Annotated in this window: 11 protein-coding genes; 2 read left to right on the top strand and 9 right to left on the bottom strand. The window is 70.7% G+C overall.

All coding sequences use genetic code 11. The features are described 5' to 3' along the window. Nucleotides 1–419 precede the first annotated feature (419 nt). Together BM290_RS28385 and BM290_RS28390 are read right to left on the bottom strand one after the other, a co-directional pair. Nucleotides 420–1517: a branched-chain amino acid aminotransferase gene (locus BM290_RS28385; protein ID WP_093618972.1), complete on the bottom strand. Its 1098-nt coding sequence runs from the start codon at nt 1515–1517 to the stop codon at nt 420–422. A gap of 143 nt (nt 1518–1660) precedes the next feature. Next, nucleotides 1661–2686 carry a 3-isopropylmalate dehydrogenase gene (locus BM290_RS28390; protein WP_177319963.1) on the bottom strand — a complete coding sequence of 342 codons (1026 nt, stop codon included), beginning with the start codon at nt 2684–2686 and terminating at the stop codon, nt 1661–1663. A gap of 391 nt (nt 2687–3077) precedes the next feature. Here BM290_RS28390 and BM290_RS28395 point away from each other — a divergent pair, with 391 nt between their 5' ends. Beyond that, nucleotides 3078–3428 (top strand): hypothetical protein, encoded by a 351-nt coding sequence (locus tag BM290_RS28395; RefSeq protein ID WP_093618974.1) that lies wholly within the window; start codon nt 3078–3080, stop codon nt 3426–3428. A 31-nt stretch (nt 3429–3459) separates the two neighbouring features. Here BM290_RS28395 and serA read toward each other — a convergent pair whose 3' ends face one another. From serA to BM290_RS28420, 5 genes are all read right to left on the bottom strand, one after another. Next, the gene (gene serA / locus BM290_RS28400) at nt 3460–5034 is read right to left on the bottom strand and encodes a phosphoglycerate dehydrogenase (RefSeq protein ID WP_093618975.1); all 1575 of its coding nucleotides are present in this window, start codon (nt 5032–5034) and stop codon (nt 3460–3462) included. Nucleotides 5035–5064: 30 nt separating this feature from the next. Next, nucleotides 5065–6078, bottom strand: a complete 1014-nt coding sequence (ilvC, locus tag BM290_RS28405) for a ketol-acid reductoisomerase (RefSeq protein ID WP_093618976.1) — start codon at nt 6076–6078, stop codon at nt 5065–5067. A gap of 74 nt (nt 6079–6152) precedes the next feature. Next, nucleotides 6153–6671, bottom strand: coding sequence for an acetolactate synthase small subunit (gene ilvN / locus BM290_RS28410; RefSeq protein ID WP_093618977.1), 519 nt, complete (start codon nt 6669–6671; stop codon nt 6153–6155). Next, on the bottom strand, nt 6671–8500 hold the full coding sequence (locus BM290_RS28415; protein ID WP_093618978.1) for an acetolactate synthase large subunit: 1830 nt from the start codon (nt 8498–8500) through the stop codon (nt 6671–6673). Before BM290_RS28415 ends, ilvN begins: the two co-directional genes overlap by 1 nt. Nucleotides 8501–8641: 141 nt before the next feature. Further along, complete coding sequence (locus BM290_RS28420; RefSeq protein ID WP_373871089.1) at nt 8642–10999, bottom strand: putative bifunctional diguanylate cyclase/phosphodiesterase; 2358 nt, start codon at nt 10997–10999, stop codon at nt 8642–8644. A 102-nt stretch (nt 11000–11101) separates the two neighbouring features. Between BM290_RS28420 and ilvD the strand changes: the two genes are divergently transcribed. Further along, nucleotides 11102–12949, top strand: coding sequence for a dihydroxy-acid dehydratase (gene ilvD, locus BM290_RS28425; protein ID WP_093618980.1), 1848 nt, complete (start codon nt 11102–11104; stop codon nt 12947–12949). 177 nt (nt 12950–13126) lie between these two features. Here the strand turns inward: ilvD and BM290_RS28430 are convergent, their stop codons facing one another. Both BM290_RS28430 and BM290_RS28435 read right to left on the bottom strand, forming a co-directional pair. Continuing rightward, nucleotides 13127–13999 carry a hypothetical protein gene (locus BM290_RS28430; protein WP_093618981.1) on the bottom strand — a complete coding sequence of 291 codons (873 nt, stop codon included), beginning with the start codon at nt 13997–13999 and terminating at the stop codon, nt 13127–13129. 359 nt (nt 14000–14358) lie between these two features. Next, the gene (locus BM290_RS28435) at nt 14359–19860 is read right to left on the bottom strand and encodes a peroxidase family protein (RefSeq protein ID WP_143133992.1); all 5502 of its coding nucleotides are present in this window, start codon (nt 19858–19860) and stop codon (nt 14359–14361) included. Between the last annotated feature and the right edge of the window lie 120 nt (nt 19861–19980).

Here is a 19980-nt window from a genome sequence, read left to right on the forward strand (position 1 = left end):
GCTCACCAGCCATATCCGCGAGCCGCCGGAGGACCCATGCCCCCATTTCCGATGGACTACCCCTATCCGAGCCCTTGGTACAGGAGCGAATGGGCACGCGCTCAGTACGCCGAGGGTACGGCCTACGCACTCCTCGGATTTCTTGACGCACGTAATGTTCTGATGTCGGACCCCGAGCGCGCGACGATCGCCACCTGCAGAGATCAGCACCAGCTCGACTATTGGATCTGGAAGTCGGCCACCGCAGCGCGGCTTGAGGACCTGGGTGACCCCTTCGGCAAATGAGAGCCGGCCCCTGAGCGCCGAGGGACGAAATGCCCTGCGCGTGCTACAGCCGAAATGGGCCGCAGCACCCAGCATGGTGGGCCCGGGACGGGTGGGTGCGTTTGTGGGCGCTCCCACCCGTACCACCAAAGGGTTTAAAGGACTCGGTGGACCCAGCCGAAGGGGTCCTCGGCGCGGCCCCGCTGGATGTCGACCAGCTCCTTGCGGATGGCCATGGTGACCTCGCCGGACCCGCCGTCGGCGACGGTGAAGTCGCCGCCCTCGCTCTTGATCGTGCCGATCGGGGTGATCACGGCTGCGGTGCCGCAGGCGAAGGCCTCGCGGACCCGGCCGGACGCCGCGCCCTCACGCCACTCCTCCAGGCTGATCGGGCGCTCCTCGACCTTGCGGCCGGCACGCTCGGCCAGCTTGATCACCGAGTCGCGGGTGATGCCGGGCAGGATCGTGCCGGTGAGCGGCGGGGTGATCAGGCTGCCGTCGTCGAGGACGAGGAAGACGTTCATGCCGCCGAGCTCGTCGATGTACTTGCGTTCCACCGCGTCGAGGTAGACGACCTGGTCGCAGCCGTGCTCGGACGCCTCGGCCTGGGCGGAGAGACCCGCGGCGTAGTTGCCGCCGCACTTGGCCGCGCCGGTGCCCCCGGGCGCCGCGCGGGTGAAGTCGGGCGTCACCCAGATGCTGACCGGTTTGACGCCGCCGGAGAAGTAGGGACCGACCGGGGACGCGATGACCAGGTAGAGGTACTCGTTGGCCGGGCGGACGCCGAGGAACACCTCGCTCGCGTAGGCGAAGGGGCGCAGGTAGAGGCTGCCCTCCGGGTCCTCGGGGATCCAGTTGCGGTCGATCTTGATGATCTCGTGGAGGGACTGGAGGAACGTGTCGACCGGCAGGGCCGGCATCGCCATCCGGGCCGCGGACTGGTTGAACCGGTTCGCGTTCGCATCCGGGCGGAACATCGCGACACCACCGTCGGGTGTCGTGTACGCCTTCAGACCCTCGAAGATCTCCTGCGCGTAGTGCAGGACGGCACTCGCCGGGTCCATCGGGATCGGCCCACGGGCCTCGACGCGCGGCTCATACCAGCCCTTGCCGTCGGCGTAGCGCACCGTGACCATGTGGTCGGTGAAGATGCGGCCGAAACCGGGGTTGGCCAGCAGTGCGGCGCGGTCCGCGTCGCTGACGGGTGCCGGGTTCGGACGGATCTCGAAATCGAGGTGGTCACCACCGCTCATAACAGGTGGACCTGCTTTCTGCGCAGAAGTTTGGAAGCATGCGTGGGCACCCGTAGTGCCCCATGAATTTACCCCGAACGGTCGTTAAAAAATAATGACCGTGGGTGAGCAGCCCCGTAGGGCTGAGTGACGAGACCGGCCGGTCAGACGGCTGCGGCGACCCGGTCGCCGACTTCGGCGGTACGCAGCGGCGCGCCCGGAGCCCGGGACGCGACCTCGGCCGCGACCGCCTCGGTTACTCGCCGGGCCTCGTCGAGCTTGCCCAGGTGCTCCAGCAGCAGGGCCGCGGACAGGATGGCGGCCGCCGGGTCGGCGATGCCCTTGCCGGCGATGTCCGGCGCGGAGCCGTGCACGGGCTCGAACGTCGACGGGTAGATGCGCTCCGGGTTGACGGAGCCGCTGGCCGCCATGCCGATACCGCCGGTCACGGCCGCGGCGATGTCGGTGAGGATGTCACCGAAGAGGTTGTCGGTCACCACGACGTCATACCGCTGCGGGTTCGTCACGAGGAACATGCTGGCCGCGTCGACGTGCTGATACTCGGTGGTGACGTCGGGGTGCTCCGAGGCGGCGGCGGCGAACGCCCGCGACCACAGGTTGCCGGCGTGGGTCAGCACGTTGGTCTTGTGCACCAGGGTGACGTGGCGGCGATCGCGGCGCTGGGCGCGGGCGAACGCGTCACGGATGACCCGCTCGACGCCGTGCCGCGTGTTGAGGCTCTCCTCGGTGGCGATCTCGGCGGGCGTGTTCTTGTGCAGCACGCCGCCGGCGCCGACGTAGAGGCCCTCGGTGCCCTCGCGAACCACGACCAGGTCGATCTCGCCGGGCTTCACACCGGCCAGCGGGCTGGCGGTGCCGGGCCACAGCTTCGACGGGCGCAGGTTCACATACTGGTCGAAGTCGAAACGCAGCTTGAGCAGCAGGCCGCGCTCCAGGACGCCCGGCGGGACGCTCGGGTCGCCGATGGCGCCCAGCAGGATCGCGTCGTGGCCGGCCAGCTCGTCCTGCACGGACTGCGGCAGCACCTCACCGGTGCGGTTGTAGAGGCGGGCGCCCAGGTCATACTCGTTGTAGGCGACTCCGGGGAGGACGGCGTCGATGACCTTGCGGGCCTCAGCGGTCACCTCGGTACCGATGCCGTCACCGCCGACAACCGCGATCCGCGCCACGCCCACGTCAACTCCCCCAACGATTCTGATGAACCCTGGCCAGGCTACTCGCCCGTCCCGATCACCGGTACGGCAGTCCCACCAGTTGAACGGGCGATCAGCCGATGAACGGCGAACAGCCCCCGGACCGCGGCAAACGGTCACGGGGGCTGTAGCGACGAGAAATCCCGCCGGGATACGCACCGCTCGCCCCGAAGACAGACACCATCACCCGAAGACAGGCCCGTACGAGACGTGCGGCTTGGGGAACAACGCTAGCGAGACGGACTTATGACGCGCAAGGCACCGGCCCCGCGTGTCGTCAACCACTTCGTTCCGGCACGGCGTGGCTCTCCTGCGTGTCGGGCGACCGGTTCGCGACGGCGGGGGCCGTGGGTGGCACCATGCGCCGGTGAGTTTCGACCTTGTGGTGTGGGCCATGGGCCAGACGGCGGATCAGGACGCGGTCCGGGCCGCGAACGCGCGCTGCTTCAGCGGTGATCATCCACAGCGCGCCGCCGACCCTCGCGTGGTCGCCTTCTACGACGCCGTGACCAGCCATTACCCGGATCGCGGGCCGGGTGCCGCGGAGGCCGGGTCGCCGTGGGCGAGCGCCCCGCTGCACGCCGCAGCCGACCACATCCACATGAGACTCGACGAGAACTGCGCGGACGTGGTGCTCGAGATGATCGAGAAGTACGCCGCGCAGTTCCACCTCGACCTGCTCGATCTGCAGGACGGCTCGGTCTACCGGGCGTTCTAGGGTCCGTTTCGGAATGCGGCCGAAACGGACCCTAGTCGGCGCGCAGGTCCACCACGGCCGCGCGGGAGGCGCCGATCACCGCGGCCACGCCGGTGAGCAGCTCGGGTGAGACGGCGGAGTCGACGGTCAGCGCCATCAGCGCCTCGCCACCGGCCTCCCGCCGGGCCACCTGCATGGCGGCGATGTTGATCTCCGCTTCGCCGAGGGCCGCCCCGAGCGTGCCGACCACGCCCGGCCGGTCCGTGTAGGTGAAGAACACCAGCACCCCGTCCGGCGGCAGGTCCAGGTCGAAGCCGTCCACCTCGACGAGCTTGGCGGCGGCCCCGAGGGCTCCGGCGACGCTCACCTCCCGGCCGTCCGGCAGCGCGCCGCGCACCCGGAGCAGGTCGCCGGCCTCCTCGACGGCCGACGTCTGCACGGTGACCCCGCGGTCGGCGGCGAGGCGGGGCGCGTTCACGTAGGTCACCGGCTCGCTCACCACCGGCGCGAACAACCCCTTCAGCACGGCCAGCTCCAGCACCGAGACGTCGTGGCCGGCCGCGGCGCCGCGCACCTCGACGGTCACCCGCTCGGGGAGGCGTCCGGCGACGGCGGTGAGCACCCGGCCCAGTTTCTCGGCGAGCGGCAGCAGCGGGCGCACGTCCTCGTCGACCGGCCCGCCGGCCCGTACGTTCACCGCGTCCGGCACGAACTCGCCGCGCAGCGCCAGCCGGACGCTGCGCGCCACCGCCAGGCCCGCCTTGTCCTGGGCCTCCACCGTCGACGCGCCCAGGTGCGGGGTGACCACCACGTTGTCCAGGGCGAACAGCGGCGACGAGGTGAGCGGCTCGGTCTCGAAGACGTCCAGCCCGGCGCCGGCCACCCGCCCGTCGGCGAGCGCGTCGGCCAGCGCCCGTTCGTCGACCAGGCCGCCGCGGGCCGCGTTGACGATCCGCACCCCGGGTTTGACCAGGTTCAGTTCCTTCTCCCCGATCAACCCCACGGTCTCGGGGGTACGGGGAAGGTGCACCGAGATGAAGTCGCTCTCCCGCAGGAGCTCGTCCAGTCCGGCGAGGTGCACGCCGAGCTGGGCCGCGCGAGCCGGCTGGACGTAGGGGTCGTACGCGATCAGCCGTACCCCGAAGGCTGCCATGCGCTGCGCGAACAGGACGCCGATCCGCCCCAGGCCGACCACCCCGACGGTCTTGCCCTGAACCTCGACCCCGGTGTACGCCGAGCGCCGCCACGCGCCGGCCTTGAGCGCGGCGCTCGCCGCCGCGGTGTGCCGGGCCACGGCGAGCAGCAGCGCCACCGCCTGCTCGGCGGCCGAGACGATGTTGCTGGTGGGCGCGTTGACGACGAGCACCCCGCGGGCGGTGGCGGCCGGCACGTCGACGTTGTCGAGGCCGACACCGGCGCGGGCGACCACCTTCAGCCGGTGTGCCACCTCCAGGGCGGGCGCGTCGATCCTCGTCGCGCTGCGGACGATCACCGCATGTGCATCGGGCAGCGCCCCGAGGAGCGCTGCCCGATTCGTTCCGTCGATCTCTCTGACCTCGAAGTCCTCGGCCAGCACGTCAAGTGCGGCCGCTGCCAGTTCCTCGGTGACGAGCACTACTGGACTCATGGACCTCGATATTAGAGGCCTTTTTCCAGATCAGGCGGTCTCGGTGATGGGCCGGTCCACCCAGCTCATCATCGCGCGCAGCTTCGCACCGGTGATCTCGATCGGGTGCTTGGCGGCCTCCTCGCGGAACTTCTTGAGCTCCGGCGCGCCGGCGTCGTCGTCGGCGATCAGGCGACGGGTGAACTCGCCGGACTGGATGTCGGCGAGGATCTTCTTCATCTCCTCCTTGACCGACGCGTTGATCACGCGCGGGCCGGAGACGTAGTCACCGAACTCGGCGGTGTCCGAGACGCTGTAGCGCTGGCGCGCGATGCCGCCCTCGTACATCAGGTCGACGATCAGCTTGAGCTCGTGCAGGCACTCGAAGTAGGCGATCTCGGGGGCGTAGCCCGCCTCGGTCAGCACCTCGAAGCCGGTCTGCACGAGCGCGGACGCGCCACCGCAGAGGACGGCCTGCTCGCCGAAGAGGTCGGTCTCGGTCTCCTCCTTGAAGGTGGTCTTGATGACGCCGGCACGGGTCCCGCCGATCGCCTTCGCGTAGGAGAGAGCGAGCGCCTGGCCGTCGCCGGTCGGGTCCTGCTCGACCGCGATCAGCGCCGGGACGCCCTTGCCGTCCACGTACTGGCGGCGGACCAGGTGGCCCGGGCCCTTCGGGGCGACCATGGCGATGGTGACGTCGGCCGGCGGCTTGATCAGCTCGAAGCGGATGTTCAGGCCGTGACCGAAGAAGAGAGCCTTGCCCGCGGTCAGGTTCGGCTCGATCGACTCGGCGTAGATCTTGCGCTGCGCGGTGTCCGGCGCGAGCACCATGATCACGTCGGCCCACGCGGAGGCCTCGGCCGGGGTCTTGACGGTCAGGCCCTGCTCCTCGGCCTTCGGACGGCTCTTGGAGCCCTCCTGCAGACCCACCACGACCTCGACGCCCGAGTCGCGCAGCGACAGCGAGTGCGCGTGGCCCTGGCTGCCGTAGCCGATCACGGCGACCTTCTTGCCCTGGATGATCGACAGGTCGGCGTCGCCGTCGTAGAACACTTCCGCGGTCATACTTCCTTCTTCTTTCGTGTAGCCGGGTGCGCCTTTAGTCCTTTTTACGGGCGGCGGGCGGGGCGGTTGGACGGTCAGGCGGCGCGGAGCGCCGGGCCCGTGGTGATGGACCGGGATCCGCGGCCGATGGCCACGAGGCCCGACTGGACCATCTCCTTGATGCCGTACGGCTCGAGGTCGCGCAGCAACGCATCCAGTTTGTCGGGATTACCGGTGGCCTCGATCGTCAGGGTGTCCGGAGCGACGTCGATCACTCTCGCCCGGAACAGCTCGACGGTCTCGAGCACCTGGCCGCGCTGCGCCCGATCGGCACGCACCTTGACCAGCAGGAGCTCGCGCTGGACCGATTGGGACGGGTCCAGCTCCACGATCTTCAGGACGTTGACCAGCTTGTTGAGCTGCTTGGTGACCTGTTCCAACGGGGACGAGTCCGCGTTGACCACGATCGTGATGCGGCTGACGTCCGGGTTCTCCGTCTCGCCGACCGCCAGGGAGTCGATGTTGAAGCTGCGCCGGGAGAACAGCCCGCTCACCCGGGCGAGCACACCGGGCTTGTTCTCGACCAGCACGCTCAGCGTGTGCTTGTTCGTCATCAGAGGTCGTCCTCGTCGAAGGTGGGACGCACGTCCCGGGCGAACATGATCTCGTCGTTGCTGGTGCCGGCCGGGACCATCGGCCACACCATGGCGTCCTTGCCGACCGTGAAGTCGATGACCACCGGGGCGTCGTTGATCTCCATGGCCTGCTTGATGACCTTGTCGACGTCGTCCTTCGACTCGCAGCGCAGGCCGATGCAGCCGAGCGCCTCGGCCAGCTTCACGAAGTCCGGGATGCGGTGCTTGTGGGTGCCCAGCTCGGTGTTGGAGTAGCGGCCGTCGTAGAACAGGGTCTGCCACTGCCGGACCATGCCCAGGTTGCCGTTGTTGATCACGGCGACCTTGATCGGGATGCCCTCCAGCGCGCAGGTGGCCAGTTCCTGGTTGGTCATCTGGAAGCAGCCGTCGCCGTCGATCGCCCACACCGTGGTGCCCGGCTGCGCGACCTTGGCGCCCATCGCGGCCGGGACCGCGTAACCCATGGTCCCGGCGCCGCCCGAGTTGAGCCAGGTGCCCGGCTTCTCGTACTTGATGAACTGCGACGCCCACATCTGGTGCTGGCCGACGCCGGCGCAGTAGATCGCGTCCGGGCCGACGATCTCGCCGATCCGCTCGATCACGTACTGCGGGGCCAGCGTGCCGTCGGTCGGCTCGTCGTAACCCAGCGGGTAGCGCTCCCGGATGTCGTTCAGGGTGGCCCACCAGGCGGCGTACTGCTCGGTGCCGCCCGCGGACGAGGAGACCGCCGCGATCAGCTCGTCGATCACGTGCCGGGCGTCGCCCACGATCGGGACGTCCGCGTGCCGGTTCTTGCCGATCTCGGCCGGGTCGATGTCGGCGTGCACCACCTTGGCGTCCGGCGCGAACGAGTCGAGCTTGCCGGTGACCCGGTCGTCGAAACGGGCGCCCAGGGTGACCAGCAGGTCCGACTTCTGCAGCGCGTAGACGGCCGGGACCGTGCCGTGCATGCCCGGCATGCCCAGGTGCTGCGGGTGCGAGTCGGGGAACGCGCCGATGCCCATCAGCGTGGTGACCACCGGGATGCCGGTGAGCTCGGCCAGCTTGCGCAGCCCGTCGGTGGCGCCGGCCTTGTGGACGCCGCCGCCCACGTACAGCACCGGGCGCTTGGCCGCGGCGATCAGCCGGGCCGCCTCGCGGATCTGCTTGCCGTGCGGGTGCAGCGTCGGCCGGTAGCCGGGCAGGTCCAGCGTCGGCGGCCACTGGAACATGGTCTGCGACTGCAGCACGTCCTTCGGGATGTCGACCAGGACCGGGCCGGGCCGGCCGGTGAGCGCCAGGTGGAACGCCTCGGCCAGGATCCGGGGCAGCTCCTCGGCGTTCTGCACCAGGAAGTTGTGCTTGGTGATCGGCAGGGTGATGCCCTGGATGTCGGCCTCCTGGAAGGCGTCCGTGCCGATGTACGGCCGGCCGACCTGCCCGGTGATCGCGACGATCGGCACCGAGTCCATGTACGCGTCGGCGATCGGCGTGACCAGGTTGGTGGCCCCCGGCCCGCTGGTCGCGATGCAGACGCCGACCTTGCCGGTGGCCTGCGCATAACCCGTGGCGGCGTGCCCCGCGCCCTGCTCGTGGCGCACCAGGATGTGCCGGACCTTCGAGTCGAACAGCGGGTCGTACGCCGGAAGGATCGCCCCACCCGGAATGCCGAACGCGACCTCGACCCCGAGCGCCTCGAGCGACCGGACGAGCGCGCCGGCGCCGGTGGTGGCTACCGGGGCCACGGTGGCGGGAGCGGTGTTCACGGCCGCAGCGACGGTGGCCGGAGTGGCTCGGTGTGCGAGGGATTCAGGAGTGGGTCTAGTCATGGCAAGTCAGACCTTTTCGGTAAGCGGTCCCAGTACTTGAGCAACAAAAAAGGCCCTCGTGCATGATGCACGGGACCTAGCGCACTCTCTTCGAACAGAGAGTGCGCTCAGATAAGTACTCGGGACGCGAAGCACATGCGGCTAACCTTGCCCGATCTCACGGCCTGAGTCAACTGATCCCACATTTTGATCACTCGTCGCCGCCACGAAATCCGGATCGCTCGGCAGCAACGCTCTGACCTGCCGCATTCCCGGTCCGAGCTGCACCACCTGGCTGCGGGCCGGCGCGTCGTTCTGCGGGGGCGACGACCTCGGCGCCGGGGCCGGGCGCGGGGCCGGCGAGCGCAGCGACAGCAGCCGGGACTCGAAGTGCTCGGCCGGCACACCCCAGCCGAACAGCGAGCCCTGACCGAGCCGGCAGCCCGCCTCCTCGACGATCTCCCGCTGTGCCGGGGTGCCGATCCCCTCGGCCAGCACCTCCAGGCCGAGCCGGTGGCCCAGCCGGACCACCACGTCGACGAGCGGGGCCGCCGTCCCGGTCCGCGACTCGGGCTCGGCAACCAGCGCGTGGTCGATCTTCAGGATGTCCACCGGGAGGGTCCGCAGCTGGGTCAGCGACGAATACCCGGCGCCGAAGTCGTCCAGCGCGATCCGCACACCGGTCTCCCGCAGCTCGGCCAGCCGGCCGACCAGCTCCTCCATGTCGGTGGCGACGGCGTGCTCGGTCACCTCCAGCACCAGGCGCTGCGGGGGTACGCCGTACTCGGCCAGCACGTCGGCGACCTGGGCGGCGTAGTCGGAGTTGTGCAGCTCCTTGGGCGACAGGTTCACCGACAGCCAGACGTCGTGGCCCTTCGAGCGCCACTCGGCGAGCTGCTTGACCGACTGCTCCAGCACCCACGCGCCGATCCGGTTGATCAGGCCCGACTCCTCGGCCACCGGGATGAACTCGACCGGCGCGACCCGGCCCAGCTCCGGATGGGTCCAGCGCAGCAGCGCCTCGGCGCCGACCGGCCGCATCGACGGCAGCGCCACCACCGGCTGGAAGACGAGGTGCAGCTGGTGACGGTCGATGGCATGGCGCAGCTCACCGGTCAGCGTGCCGCGGCGGCGCAGCAGCTCGTCGTACCCCTGCTGGTATCGCTCCACCCGGTTCTTGCCGCGCTGTTTGGCGTAGCGCAGCGCCAGATCCGCGTCGTGCAGCAGCTCACCGGTCGCGGCCACGCCGAGGCTCGCGGAGAGGAAGATCGAGCCGCCGTCGACCTCGTACGGCTCCCCCAGCACCGCCAGCAGCCGGTGTGCCGCGAGCACGGCCTCGTCCGCGTCGCCGTGCATCAGCACCGCGAACTCGTCGCCGCCGAGCCGGGCCGCCACGTCCCCGGCCAGCAGGTTGCGCCGCAGCCGGGCGCCCACCTCGGCCAGCACCCGGTCGCCGACGTCGTGCCCGCGCAGGTCGTTGACGGTCTTGAAGCCGTCCATGTCGATGCCGATCAGCGCGGCCGGCCGGTCCGACTCGCGCAGGGCCCGTTGCAGGCCCCGCCGGTTGGCCAGCCCGGTCAGCGGGTCGGTGTGCGCCAGCTCCCGGAAGTGGGCCTCGCTCTGCCGCAGCCGCAGCGTGTAGCGGCGCACGTCGCCGAGCGCCAGGTACTGCCGGGAGACCAGGGCCAGGCCCTCGACGGTGCAGCCCAGATAGCCGAACACGTCCATCGTGCCGCCCCGGGCCAGGTGATACCCCAGAGCGGCGATCATGGCGAGCATCGGGACGACCGCGTACGCCCCGCCGCGCTCCAGCACGTCCCCGGACACCTCGACCGGCCGGTCGGCGGCCCGCACCGCCCACGCCACGTACGCCAGCCCGGCCGTCAGCAGCAGGCCGCTGGCCAGCGTGTACCCGTCGTGCTCCCGGCAGATCCCGATGGCCAGCACGTTCGCGGCGGCGGCGACCACCGTCACCCCGGCCGCCACCCGGACGGTGTGCCGCCGCGGCCGGTGGGCGTGCAGCGCCAGCACCGCGGTCAGGCCCAGCCCGAGGACCAGGAGCACGGCCGGCAGCAGGATGGCGAGGCACCGGTTCGGCGTCGCGTCGCCCAGGATCCGGGCCGGCCGGCTGATCAGCACCCATCCGACGAACCAGACGGCGGCCGCGATGACCAGCCCGTCCAGCACGTGCCGGACCGCCGCGGCCGGGCTGCGGGCCGAACCGGGCAGCGCCACGGTGCCGGCCAGCAGGGTGAGCGTGCCCAGGCCCATGCCGACGGCGACCGCGGTGGCCAGCGTGCGGCTGTGCCCGGGAGCGCCGTCATGACCCGCCAGCAGCGCCGTGACCAGGCCGGCCAGCGCCGCGGCGGTCGCCACCGCGCCACCGGCGGCCAGGAGGAGATGGGCCCGCCGGGCCGCGCCGGTGTGCCGGCGGCCGGACCGGCCGAGGTAGGCGACCGCCGGGACGGCGGCGAGCAGGCCCGCGAGGCCCGCCAGCTCCATACCGGACGGTGAGTGCACGAACACACTGTGCCGGATCTTCTCGGATTACGACACCCCCGGCGTCCCGCGCTGTGGACGTCCGGCACGGTCCGCGGCCCGGACGGTGGCACTATGGGTGGCATGCCTGAGCTGCGCTCCCGGACCTCGACCCACGGTCGAACGATGGCCGGTGCCCGCGCCCTGTGGCGCGCCACCGGCATGACAGACGACGACTTCGGCAAGCCGATCGTCGCCATCGCCAACAGCTACACCCAGTTCGTACCCGGGCATGTGCATCTCAAGGATCTCGGCGGCCTCGTCGCCGAGTCGATCGCCGAGGCCGGTGGCGTCGGCCGCGAGTTCAACACGATCGCCGTCGACGACGGCATCGCGATGGGCCACGGCGGCATGCTCTACTCGCTGCCCAGCCGCGAGCTGATCGCCGACGCCGTCGAGTACATGGTGAACGCGCACTGCGCCGACGCGCTGGTCTGCATCTCGAACTGCGACAAGATCACGCCGGGCATGCTGCTCGCCGCGCTGCGGCTCAACATCCCGACGGTCTTCGTCTCCGGCGGCCCGATGGAGGCCGGCAAGACGATCGCCATCGAGGGCATCGTCCACGAGAAGCTCGACCTGGTCGACGCGATGAGCGCCGCCGCCAACGACAAGGTGACCGACGCCCAGTTGGAGACCATCGAGCGGTCCGCCTGCCCGACCTGCGGCTCGTGCTCCGGCATGTTCACCGCCAACTCGATGAACTGCCTGACCGAGGCGATCGGCCTGTCGCTGCCCGGCAACGGCTCGACGCTCGCCACCCACGCCTCCCGCAAGGCGCTCTTCACCGAGGCCGGCCGGCTGATCGTGGAGATCGCCAAGGAGTATTACGAGAACAACGACGAGTCGGTGCTGCCCCGCGCGATCGCCGGCCGGGACGCCTTCGAGAACGCGGTCGCGCTGGACGTGGCGATGGGCGGGTCGACCAACACGATCCTGCACCTGCTGGCCGCCGCCCGCGAGGCCGAGCTCGACTTCAGCGTCTCGGACATCGACGCGATCTCCCGCCGGGTGCCCTGCCTGTCGAAGGTCGCGCCGAACAGCCCGAAATACCACATGGAGGACGTGCACCGGGCCGGCGGCATCCCGGCGCTGCTCGGTGAGCTGCACCGGGGCGGCGTCCTCAAGACGAACGTCCGCGCGGTGCACTCCCCCGACCTGTCCTCCTGGCTGGACAGGTGGGACATCCGGGGCGCCTCGCCGTCGCCCGAGGCTCTCGAGCTGTTCCACGCCGCGCCCGGCGGGGTCCGCACCACCGAGCCGTTCAGCACGCAGAACAGGTGGGCGAAACTCGACACCGACGCCGTCGAGGGCTGCATCCGGTCGGTCGAGCACGCGTACACGGTCGACGGCGGCCTGGCCATCCTCTTCGGCAACCTCGCGCCCGACGGCTGCGTCGTCAAGACCGCCGGCGTCGACGAGTCGATCTGGAAATTCACCGGCCCGGCCCGCGTCTACGAGTCGCAGGACGACGCGGTCACCGGCATCCTCGGCAAGGAGGTCGTCGAGGGCGACGTCGTGATCATCCGCTACGAGGGTCCCCGCGGCGGCCCCGGCATGCAGGAGATGCTCTACCCCACGTCGTTCCTCAAGGGCCGCGGCCTGGGCAAAGCCTGCGCGCTGATCACCGACGGCCGGTTCTCCGGCGGCACCTCCGGCCTCTCCATCGGCCACGTCTCGCCCGAGGCGGCCGGCGGCGGGCTCATCGCCCTGGTCGAGACCGGTGACGAGATCACCATCGACATCCCGGGGCGCAGCATCACCCTCAACGTGCACGACGACGTCCTGGCCCAGCGCCGGCACGAGCAGGAGCGGCGGCCCAAGCCGTACACGCCGGTCAACCGTCAGCGTCCGGTGTCGGCGGCGCTGCGCGCCTACGCCTCGATGGCCACCGCGGCCAGTGACGGCGCCTACCGCCGCGTCCCCGAGTAGAAAACCACGCGATCAGGGCCGGGAGATCCTTTTCTTCCGGCCCTTTTCTCGTACGGTCCGCAACTCCCCGAAAATCGTGACCGCCCCGGGCCCACCGCGCGACGCGGGCGGCAGTCCCGGCCTCCACAGCGGCCGCCGGGCGTATGCGGTGGTCCGCCTACCGCCCCCGCCGGACCGTCAGTTGCGCGGGGCTCTGCCCGCCAGGTAGCGCAGGACCTCACGGCAGTCCAGGTTCGGCGAGCTGTAGGTGTTGCCCTTCAGGTACTCCAGCAGAGGCTGGTCGCCGGCCAGCTGGTCATCCTCGTTGTGGCAGGTCAGGCGGGTGTCCACGGCGGACTGCGGGATCCGCATCACGTACCGGGTGTCGGCGTGCAGGACGGTCAGCCACTCGTCGGTCTCGGCGATCGGATAGCCCACGAAACGGCTCTCCGTTCCCACCTCCAGCCGGTTGACGCCGTCCTGAAGGTTCTGGGTGGTGGTCACCGCGGAGCCGTTCAGCAGGAACGCCTGAGCCGACACCCACGGGGCGTCCAGACTGTGCATGAACTGGAAGGCCAGCGCGGCGGCGCCCAGATAGACGACCGACAGGCCCTGCCAGGAGGCCAGCGTGTGATGGCGGCGGCTCAGACGCTCGTCGGCAGAGCCCGACCACCGGCGGCGCAGGCGCGCGAGGGCGAACTCCACGCACAGGGCGGCCAGCACCACGGCCAGGCCGTTCAGCAGATACTTGTACGGCGAGGCCAGCGCCGTCACGGTCGAGATGATCAGGATCAGTGGCCACAGGGCGGGCTGGAGCCGGGCACGGTACCGGATGCCGAACCACAGCGTGCCGAGGGCGATCGCGGGAAGCACGAAGTAGGCGTAGATCGTCACCGTGCCCAGCGCCACCTGCACCGGGGTCGCGGCGAGCAGGGCCGTCGTGGTGGTCAGCGAATACCGGCCCACCCCGTAGATCTTGATCAGGAACAGCAGCAGGAGCAGCCCGGATCCGACGGCCAGCAGTTCGCGCGCGGTGATCTTCGCTTCCGGCCGCGTCCACTCCAGGCTCATCTCGGCCGCCGCACTCCCCGCTTCGGAGCCCAGCGCTGTTCTGCCCGCATCGACGCCGGCCGCCGTACTCCCCGCTTGGGGGCCGGGCGTTGTCATCCCCGTTTCGGAGCCGGCCGGGATCGGGTCGGTGGCCGCTCGGCGTGGAGCCGGTGAGGATTTCCGGACAGATTCGACAGGTGGACGATATGGATGGATACGGGAACGTTTCCGGGGATTAGCCATCGCCGCCCAGCCTCTCGTGAGCCATGTCCCGCCGTCAGCGTAGGCGTAAGGCCCAACAGCAGGTGCCGCCGTCCCGTGCGGGGCGGCGGCACCTGATTTCCGTGGGTCAGCGCATCAGTGGGTCAGCGGTTTCGGGGTCAGCGGATCGTTGTGGTCACCGCTGATCCGGGGGCGGCGCCTGCCCCGTTGACGGCCTGGACCGTCACCCGGTAGCGGGTGTTGGCCGGGACGTCACCGGGGGCGGTGAAGCTTGCCGTCCTGGCGCCGGCGGCGACGGTTGTCACGAGGGCCGTGCCGCGGGCGGTTCCCTTGGCGTTCAGGCGCTGCCAGGTGATCCGGTAGCCGGTGATCTTCGAGCCGCCGGTGGTGGCGGGAGCGGTCCAGCGGACGGTCGTGGTGAGCTTGCCACCCTTGGCGCCGGGCTTGGCGGTCAGGGTGCGGACCTTGCCCGGTACGGTCCGGGGCGTCACCGTCGTGCTGGTGGCGGACCACGAGCCGGCGCCGAGGGCGTTGACCGCCCGAACCCGGAAGCGGTATAGAGTGCCGTCGGCCAGCCCGTTCACCGTCTGCACGGCGGCTCCGGCCGGGGCGGTCCGCAGGTCGCCCACCTGGCGTCCGTTGCCGGTCAGCACCTGGATCTCGTAGCGCTGGATCGGGCTGCCCCCGTTGTCGGCGGGAGCCGTCCAGCGGACCACCACGGCGGCGGCCGCGGGGGCCGGGGTTCCGATGCGGGCGGCGCCGGGCACGGTCCGGGCGTCCGGTGTGGAACCGGGGTCGCCGGGGGTGGGCGAGGTGCTGCCGGTCGGGCTGGGCGTCGCGGTCGGCGAGCCCGTCGGACGGGGTGTCACCGAACCGGTCGGCGCAGGCGATCCGGTCGGCGTGACCGAGACGGTCGGGGTCGGCGTGGCGGGCACGGTGCTGCCGGGGTTACCGGTACCAGGGTTACCGGTTCCGGGGCCGGTACCGGGATTGCCGGTACCAGGATCGGTACCAGGGTTACCCGTACCAGGATCGGTCCCGGGGTTACCGGTTCCCGGGCCGGTGCCGGGGTTACCTGTACCAGGGCCGGCCGGGACAGCCGGCGTGACCGTGTTGGAGATGCCGGAGAAGGCGCTGGCGCCGGCCGCGTTCACGGCCCGGACCCAGAAGGCGTAGCCCACACCGTTGGTCAGACCGGTCAGGGTCAGCTCGGTGGTTCCGGCGTCGGCCACGTCGACACCGACGACGATGCCGGTCTCCGCGTCGAGCGCCTGGATCTCGTACCCGTAGATCGGGGTTCCGCCGTCGTGGAGCGGGGTCGTCCAGCGGACCAGGGCGCTTTCATCGCCGGCGGTGGCGGCGCCGATGCCGGGCGCGTCCGGGGCGACCGGAGTCACCGGCCGCGGTGGCGTGACGGGCGGGGCCGTGGTCGGCGTGACCACCGGCGGAGTGGTCGGCGTGACCACCGGCGGAGTGGTCGGCGTGACCACCGGCGGAGTGGTCGGCGTGACCACCGGCGGAGTGGTCGGGGTGACGACCGGAGGGGTGGTCGTGGGGACGGGGTTCGGGGCGGGTTCCTCGTTCTCGCCGGGCTCGGCCGGGCCGCCGTCGCCGGGCTCGGCGGGGCCGTCGTCGCCCGGTACGGCCGCGGCGGGGGTGACCGGGCCGAACGGGGCGGTGAAGACGCCCGGACCGGCGGCGGTGTCGGCGCGGAGCCGGAACGTGTAGCCGGCGCCGTTGGTGAGGCCGGTGACGACGAGGCTGCGGGTGTTCGGGTCGAGGGTGGTCACGACGGTCTCGCCGGCGCCGGTGCGCTCCAGGGTGAGGGCGGTGACCGGGTCGGCCCCGGTGGCGTCGGGCACGGTGATCAGGACGGTGGCCCGGCCGTCGCCGGCGAACGCGCTGACGCCGAGGAACGCCGACATCCCGCTGATGTCCACGGTCTGGTCGTCGAAGTGCAGCAGCTCGACGTTACGGACGATGTCGTTGCCGTCGGGGCCGGAGACGAGCACGCCACCGGAGATCGGGGTGACCGCGTACTCGGCGCGGGCTCCGGCGAAGACGGCCGTGTCCCGGCCCGGCGTGGGTGCGGACGCGATCTCCCGTACCACGATGATGTCATTGGGGTTGATCTTGCCGGCGAAGACGTCGGCGCGGAGCTCGGTGAGCGACGACGCGGTGATCGAGGTGCCCCGGACCGCGAGCCGGACCGTCAGGTAGCGATCACCGTCGATGATGTCGTTGCCGAGACGGCCCTCGATGAGGTCGTCGCCGGCGCCGCCGAGCAGGATGTTGCCCTCGCCCCAGACGTTGCCGGTGAGGTCGCAGGGCCGGCCGGTCCGGTTGACCACGCCGCTCGCCGGCATCGGCAGCTCGGTGACCACCTGGTCGAGGCCGTGGATGCGGGCGATGCCGGTGGCGTCGAGGGCGTCGCAGCCGATCGCGCCGTCGGTGGCCGGGACCGTGTCGTCGCCGCGCAGGATGTCGTTGCCGTTGCCGCCGGAGAGGGATTCCACCTCGTCGTAGCGGTCGCGGACGCCGGTCTGCAGGCCGTCGAGGCCGAGGAGCGGCAGTTGGAGGTCGGAGTCGACGGTCTCGGCGCCGGCGATGGACCAGTCCCAGCCGGAGCCGCCGGCGTTCTTCTCGATGCCGGGGCCCTGGACCCCGATGTCGTCGCCGCCCTCCATGTCGTAGTCGTCGTCGCCGCCCTGGCCGATCAGCACGTCGTGGCCGGGTTTGTTGGAGTCGTCGCGGAAGAACAGGTTGCCGCTGTCGCCGGAGAGCAGGTCGGGTGAGTCGCCGCCCTCCATCCAGTCGTCGCCGGAGTCGCCGAGCGCGCTGTCCTCGCCGTCGCCGGCGATGATCATGTCGTCGCCCTCGCCGCCGAAGGTCTCGTTGGCGTTGGCGCCGCCGTTGGTGAAGTCGCGGCCGTCACCGCCGAGGATGATGTCGAGGCCGGGGCCGGCGTCGATGGCGTCGTTGCCGGGGCCGCCCATCGAGAAGTCGGCGCCGCCGGAGTCGGTGAGGATGTCGTCGCCCTCGCCGCCGACCGTGACGTCGTCGCCGGCGCCGCCTTCGAGCACGTCGTCGCCCTCGGCGCCCCAGATGGTGTCGTTGTCGTTGCCGGCGCGGATCCGGTCGCGGTTCTCGGTTCCGGTGTAGACGGACTGCGCGTTCATGCCGGCCTTGTCGACACTGTTGCGAGCCCGGTACGCGATGGTCCCGTCGGGCAGGCGCAGCAGCAGGGCGCGCTCGTCGCACTCGCTGGCCGGGTCGTCGTCGACCAGGTTGCCCTGCCGGCCGTACCCCTCGGCGGTGCCGTTGAGCGTGGCCATGTCGAATTTGCAGTCGGCGGTGGCGAAGACGTCGGCGCGCAGTCCGCCGGCCGTGGTGTTGCGGCTGATCAGCTCGGCGAACGTGTTGCCCTCGAGCTGGCTGCGCAGGTTCATGCCGGGCGTACGGGCCAGGTAGTACAGCCGGTCGCCGTTCTGCAGGGCGGTGAGCTGGCTCTCGAAGACGTAGTCGAAGGTGCTGCCGAGGAGCCCGCCGAACGGCTCGGTGGTCTCGGCGAGCCCGCCGATCCACAGGTCGATGTCGTCGAGCCCGGAGTTGGCCGTGGTCCAGGCGCCGGTGGCGTTGAGGAAGTCGGCGCCGGCCGGGGTCTCGAGCAGGGCGCGTGCCGCGGCCCGCTTGGCGTCCACGGTGGTGGCGCCGGCCACGGACGGGTGCTTGCCGTACGCCGCCACGAAGTTGACCAGCGACTCCGGGTGCTTGAGGTTCTCACCGAAGTCGACCCAGCTGACGTATGGCCGCAGCCGGCCGTCGTTGCTCCTGGTGTACAGCGCCCGGCGCAGGTTGTTCAGCGTCGGGACGCCCTCGGAACGGCCGCGGGCGATGTTGATCGCGCCGAGGTCCATCGGGAGCCCCAGCAGGTTGTTGCGCAGCGTGTCGGTCATGAACTCGTCGAGGTCGTTGCCGACCTGCTCGGTCATGCCCATGACGATCTCGCCGGCCGCCGCCTCCGGGGACAGGGTGCCGCCGTTGGTGAAGGCGGGCGGGTTGAGGAAACCGTCGAGCAGCGAGAGGTTGCCGGCGTTGGGCCGCTGGATGGTCTCGTCGAGCATCGAGTGGCCGAACCGGTAGACGGCGTGCGCGAACTCGGCGTAGATCGCCGGGTCGAGCTCGGCCTGGGTGAAGGCGGCCGGCTGGAACGGGTTGATCGCTGGCTGGATCTTGCGGGCGAACTCCTCGAAGACGAGGTGCTGGTACTCCATCTCGTTGATGAACTTGGCGGCCTGGAAGATCCGCTCGCCGGTCCACTCGGTGTTGCCCCCGATGATCCGCGTGATGTCGCTGACCAGCCGGTTGTGCTCGGAGTGGAAGATCTGGTGCACGGCGGTGAGCCCGATGTTCTCGTTGGCCCGGCCGTCACCGGCGATGTAGTGGGCGGCCAGCATCTCGTCGTCGTAGGTGCCGGCCGGCTGCGCCGCGAAGTCCGCGCTGGCGACCGTGTCGGCGTCCGGGACGAGGGTTTTGGACGGCGTGGCGTTGTGGGCGATGTCGGTGAGGAACGGGGTGTCGAAGTACACCACGTTCGCGGGCACCTTCACCGGATTCACCAGGTCGCCCTCGACCAGGCCGGTCGCGGTGACGTACTGCGGGAGGCCACGGGCCGGGCCGGGGACGAAGTTGCCGTACGCGTCGGCGAGGATCATCGGCACGTTCAGCGCGTCCAGGTCGCCCAGCTCCAGGCCGAGCGCCTCACGTGCCTGCCGCTTGACGTCGGCCCAGGTGGGCAGACCGCCGGCCGCCCCGGAGAGCAGGTTGCCGGTGGCTTCGGCGTTCGGTGCGTACTCGCGGAGGAACACCTGGTGGGCGGCATGCGACGTGTAGGTCTGCGAGTTGTCGACGTACGGCGTGTCGGTGTTCTTCGACGGGTTCTTCGCCCGGGTGAGCATCATGAACCGCATGGCCGGCGGGACGTATTTCGGGTCGCCCGGCCGGGGGTCGTCGGCGGTGCCGGTGAGCCGGTCCGGTCCGGCGACCAGCGGGTCGTCGGCGCGCAGCGGCACCATGACGATGTCGTTGCCCTTGACCGTCTGGTCGACGCCGTGGTCGAAGAACTGCCCGAAGAGCGTGAACCACGAGTTGTACGGCGCGGACAGCCCGAAGTCGGTGGTGACGTTCGGGATGAACAGGGTGACGCCGTCGGTGTTGCCGCCGGAGACCGCGACCGCCGCGGGGTTGGCCGCGGTCTGGTCGGCGATGATGTTGCTGATCTGCCGCGGTGTCGCGTCGACCGGACGGGCGCCCTGGTAGACGCCGGTGTACTGGGCGGGCACGAGTCGCGGGAACTCCCGGTCGGCCGCGCCGTGGCTCTCCTGCCCGGGCGTGAGGTGGTTGCAGGTTCCGTCGACCGTGCGCAGGCCCATCGACAGCAGCGGGCTGCCGAGCTGGTCCAGGAGGGCTCCGCAGGGACCGGTCTCGCTGGTGGTGCCGGCGACGTGCGCCTCAGCGATCTTGATCTGCTGGAGGATGTACGACAGATCGGCCTCGGTGATCGTGAAGCCCTGGCCGATCGGGGCGGCCTGGGCGGGAACGACCATGACAGTGGTGGCGAGCAGCGCACCGAGCGCGGCGGCGGACCAGACTCTACGCAAGGGGGGACCTCATCCGAAGAGTGCGAATGCCCGTTTAGGTGGGCTATTTCGGCATATGTTGTGGCAGCCACCAGTGGTCGAGCTGAAGAGATCCTGAAAAGCAGAAAGCCCCCCTCCGGA

This window comes from Actinoplanes philippinensis, from assembly GCF_900113015.1.
GTDB lineage: Bacteria > Actinomycetota > Actinomycetes > Mycobacteriales > Micromonosporaceae > Actinoplanes > Actinoplanes philippinensis.

Bases quoted from the DNA above. Each gene is read 5' to 3' on its own strand.
- ilvD (WP_093618980.1), top strand. From the start codon at position 11,102: ATGCCTGAGCTGCGCTCCCGGACCTCGACCCACGGTCGAACGATGGCC.
- serA (WP_093618975.1), bottom strand. From the start codon at position 5,034: ATGAGTCCAGTAGTGCTCGTCACCGAGGAACTGGCAGCGGCCGCACTT.
- BM290_RS28415 (WP_093618978.1), bottom strand. From the start codon at position 8,500: ATGACTAGACCCACTCCTGAATCCCTCGCACACCGAGCCACTCCGGCC.
- ilvN (WP_093618977.1), bottom strand. From the start codon at position 6,671: ATGACGAACAAGCACACGCTGAGCGTGCTGGTCGAGAACAAGCCCGGT.
- BM290_RS28430 (WP_093618981.1), bottom strand. From the start codon at position 13,999: ATGAGCCTGGAGTGGACGCGGCCGGAAGCGAAGATCACCGCGCGCGAA.
- BM290_RS28385 (WP_093618972.1), bottom strand. From the start codon at position 1,517: ATGAGCGGTGGTGACCACCTCGATTTCGAGATCCGTCCGAACCCGGCA.
- ilvC (WP_093618976.1), bottom strand. From the start codon at position 6,078: ATGACCGCGGAAGTGTTCTACGACGGCGACGCCGACCTGTCGATCATC.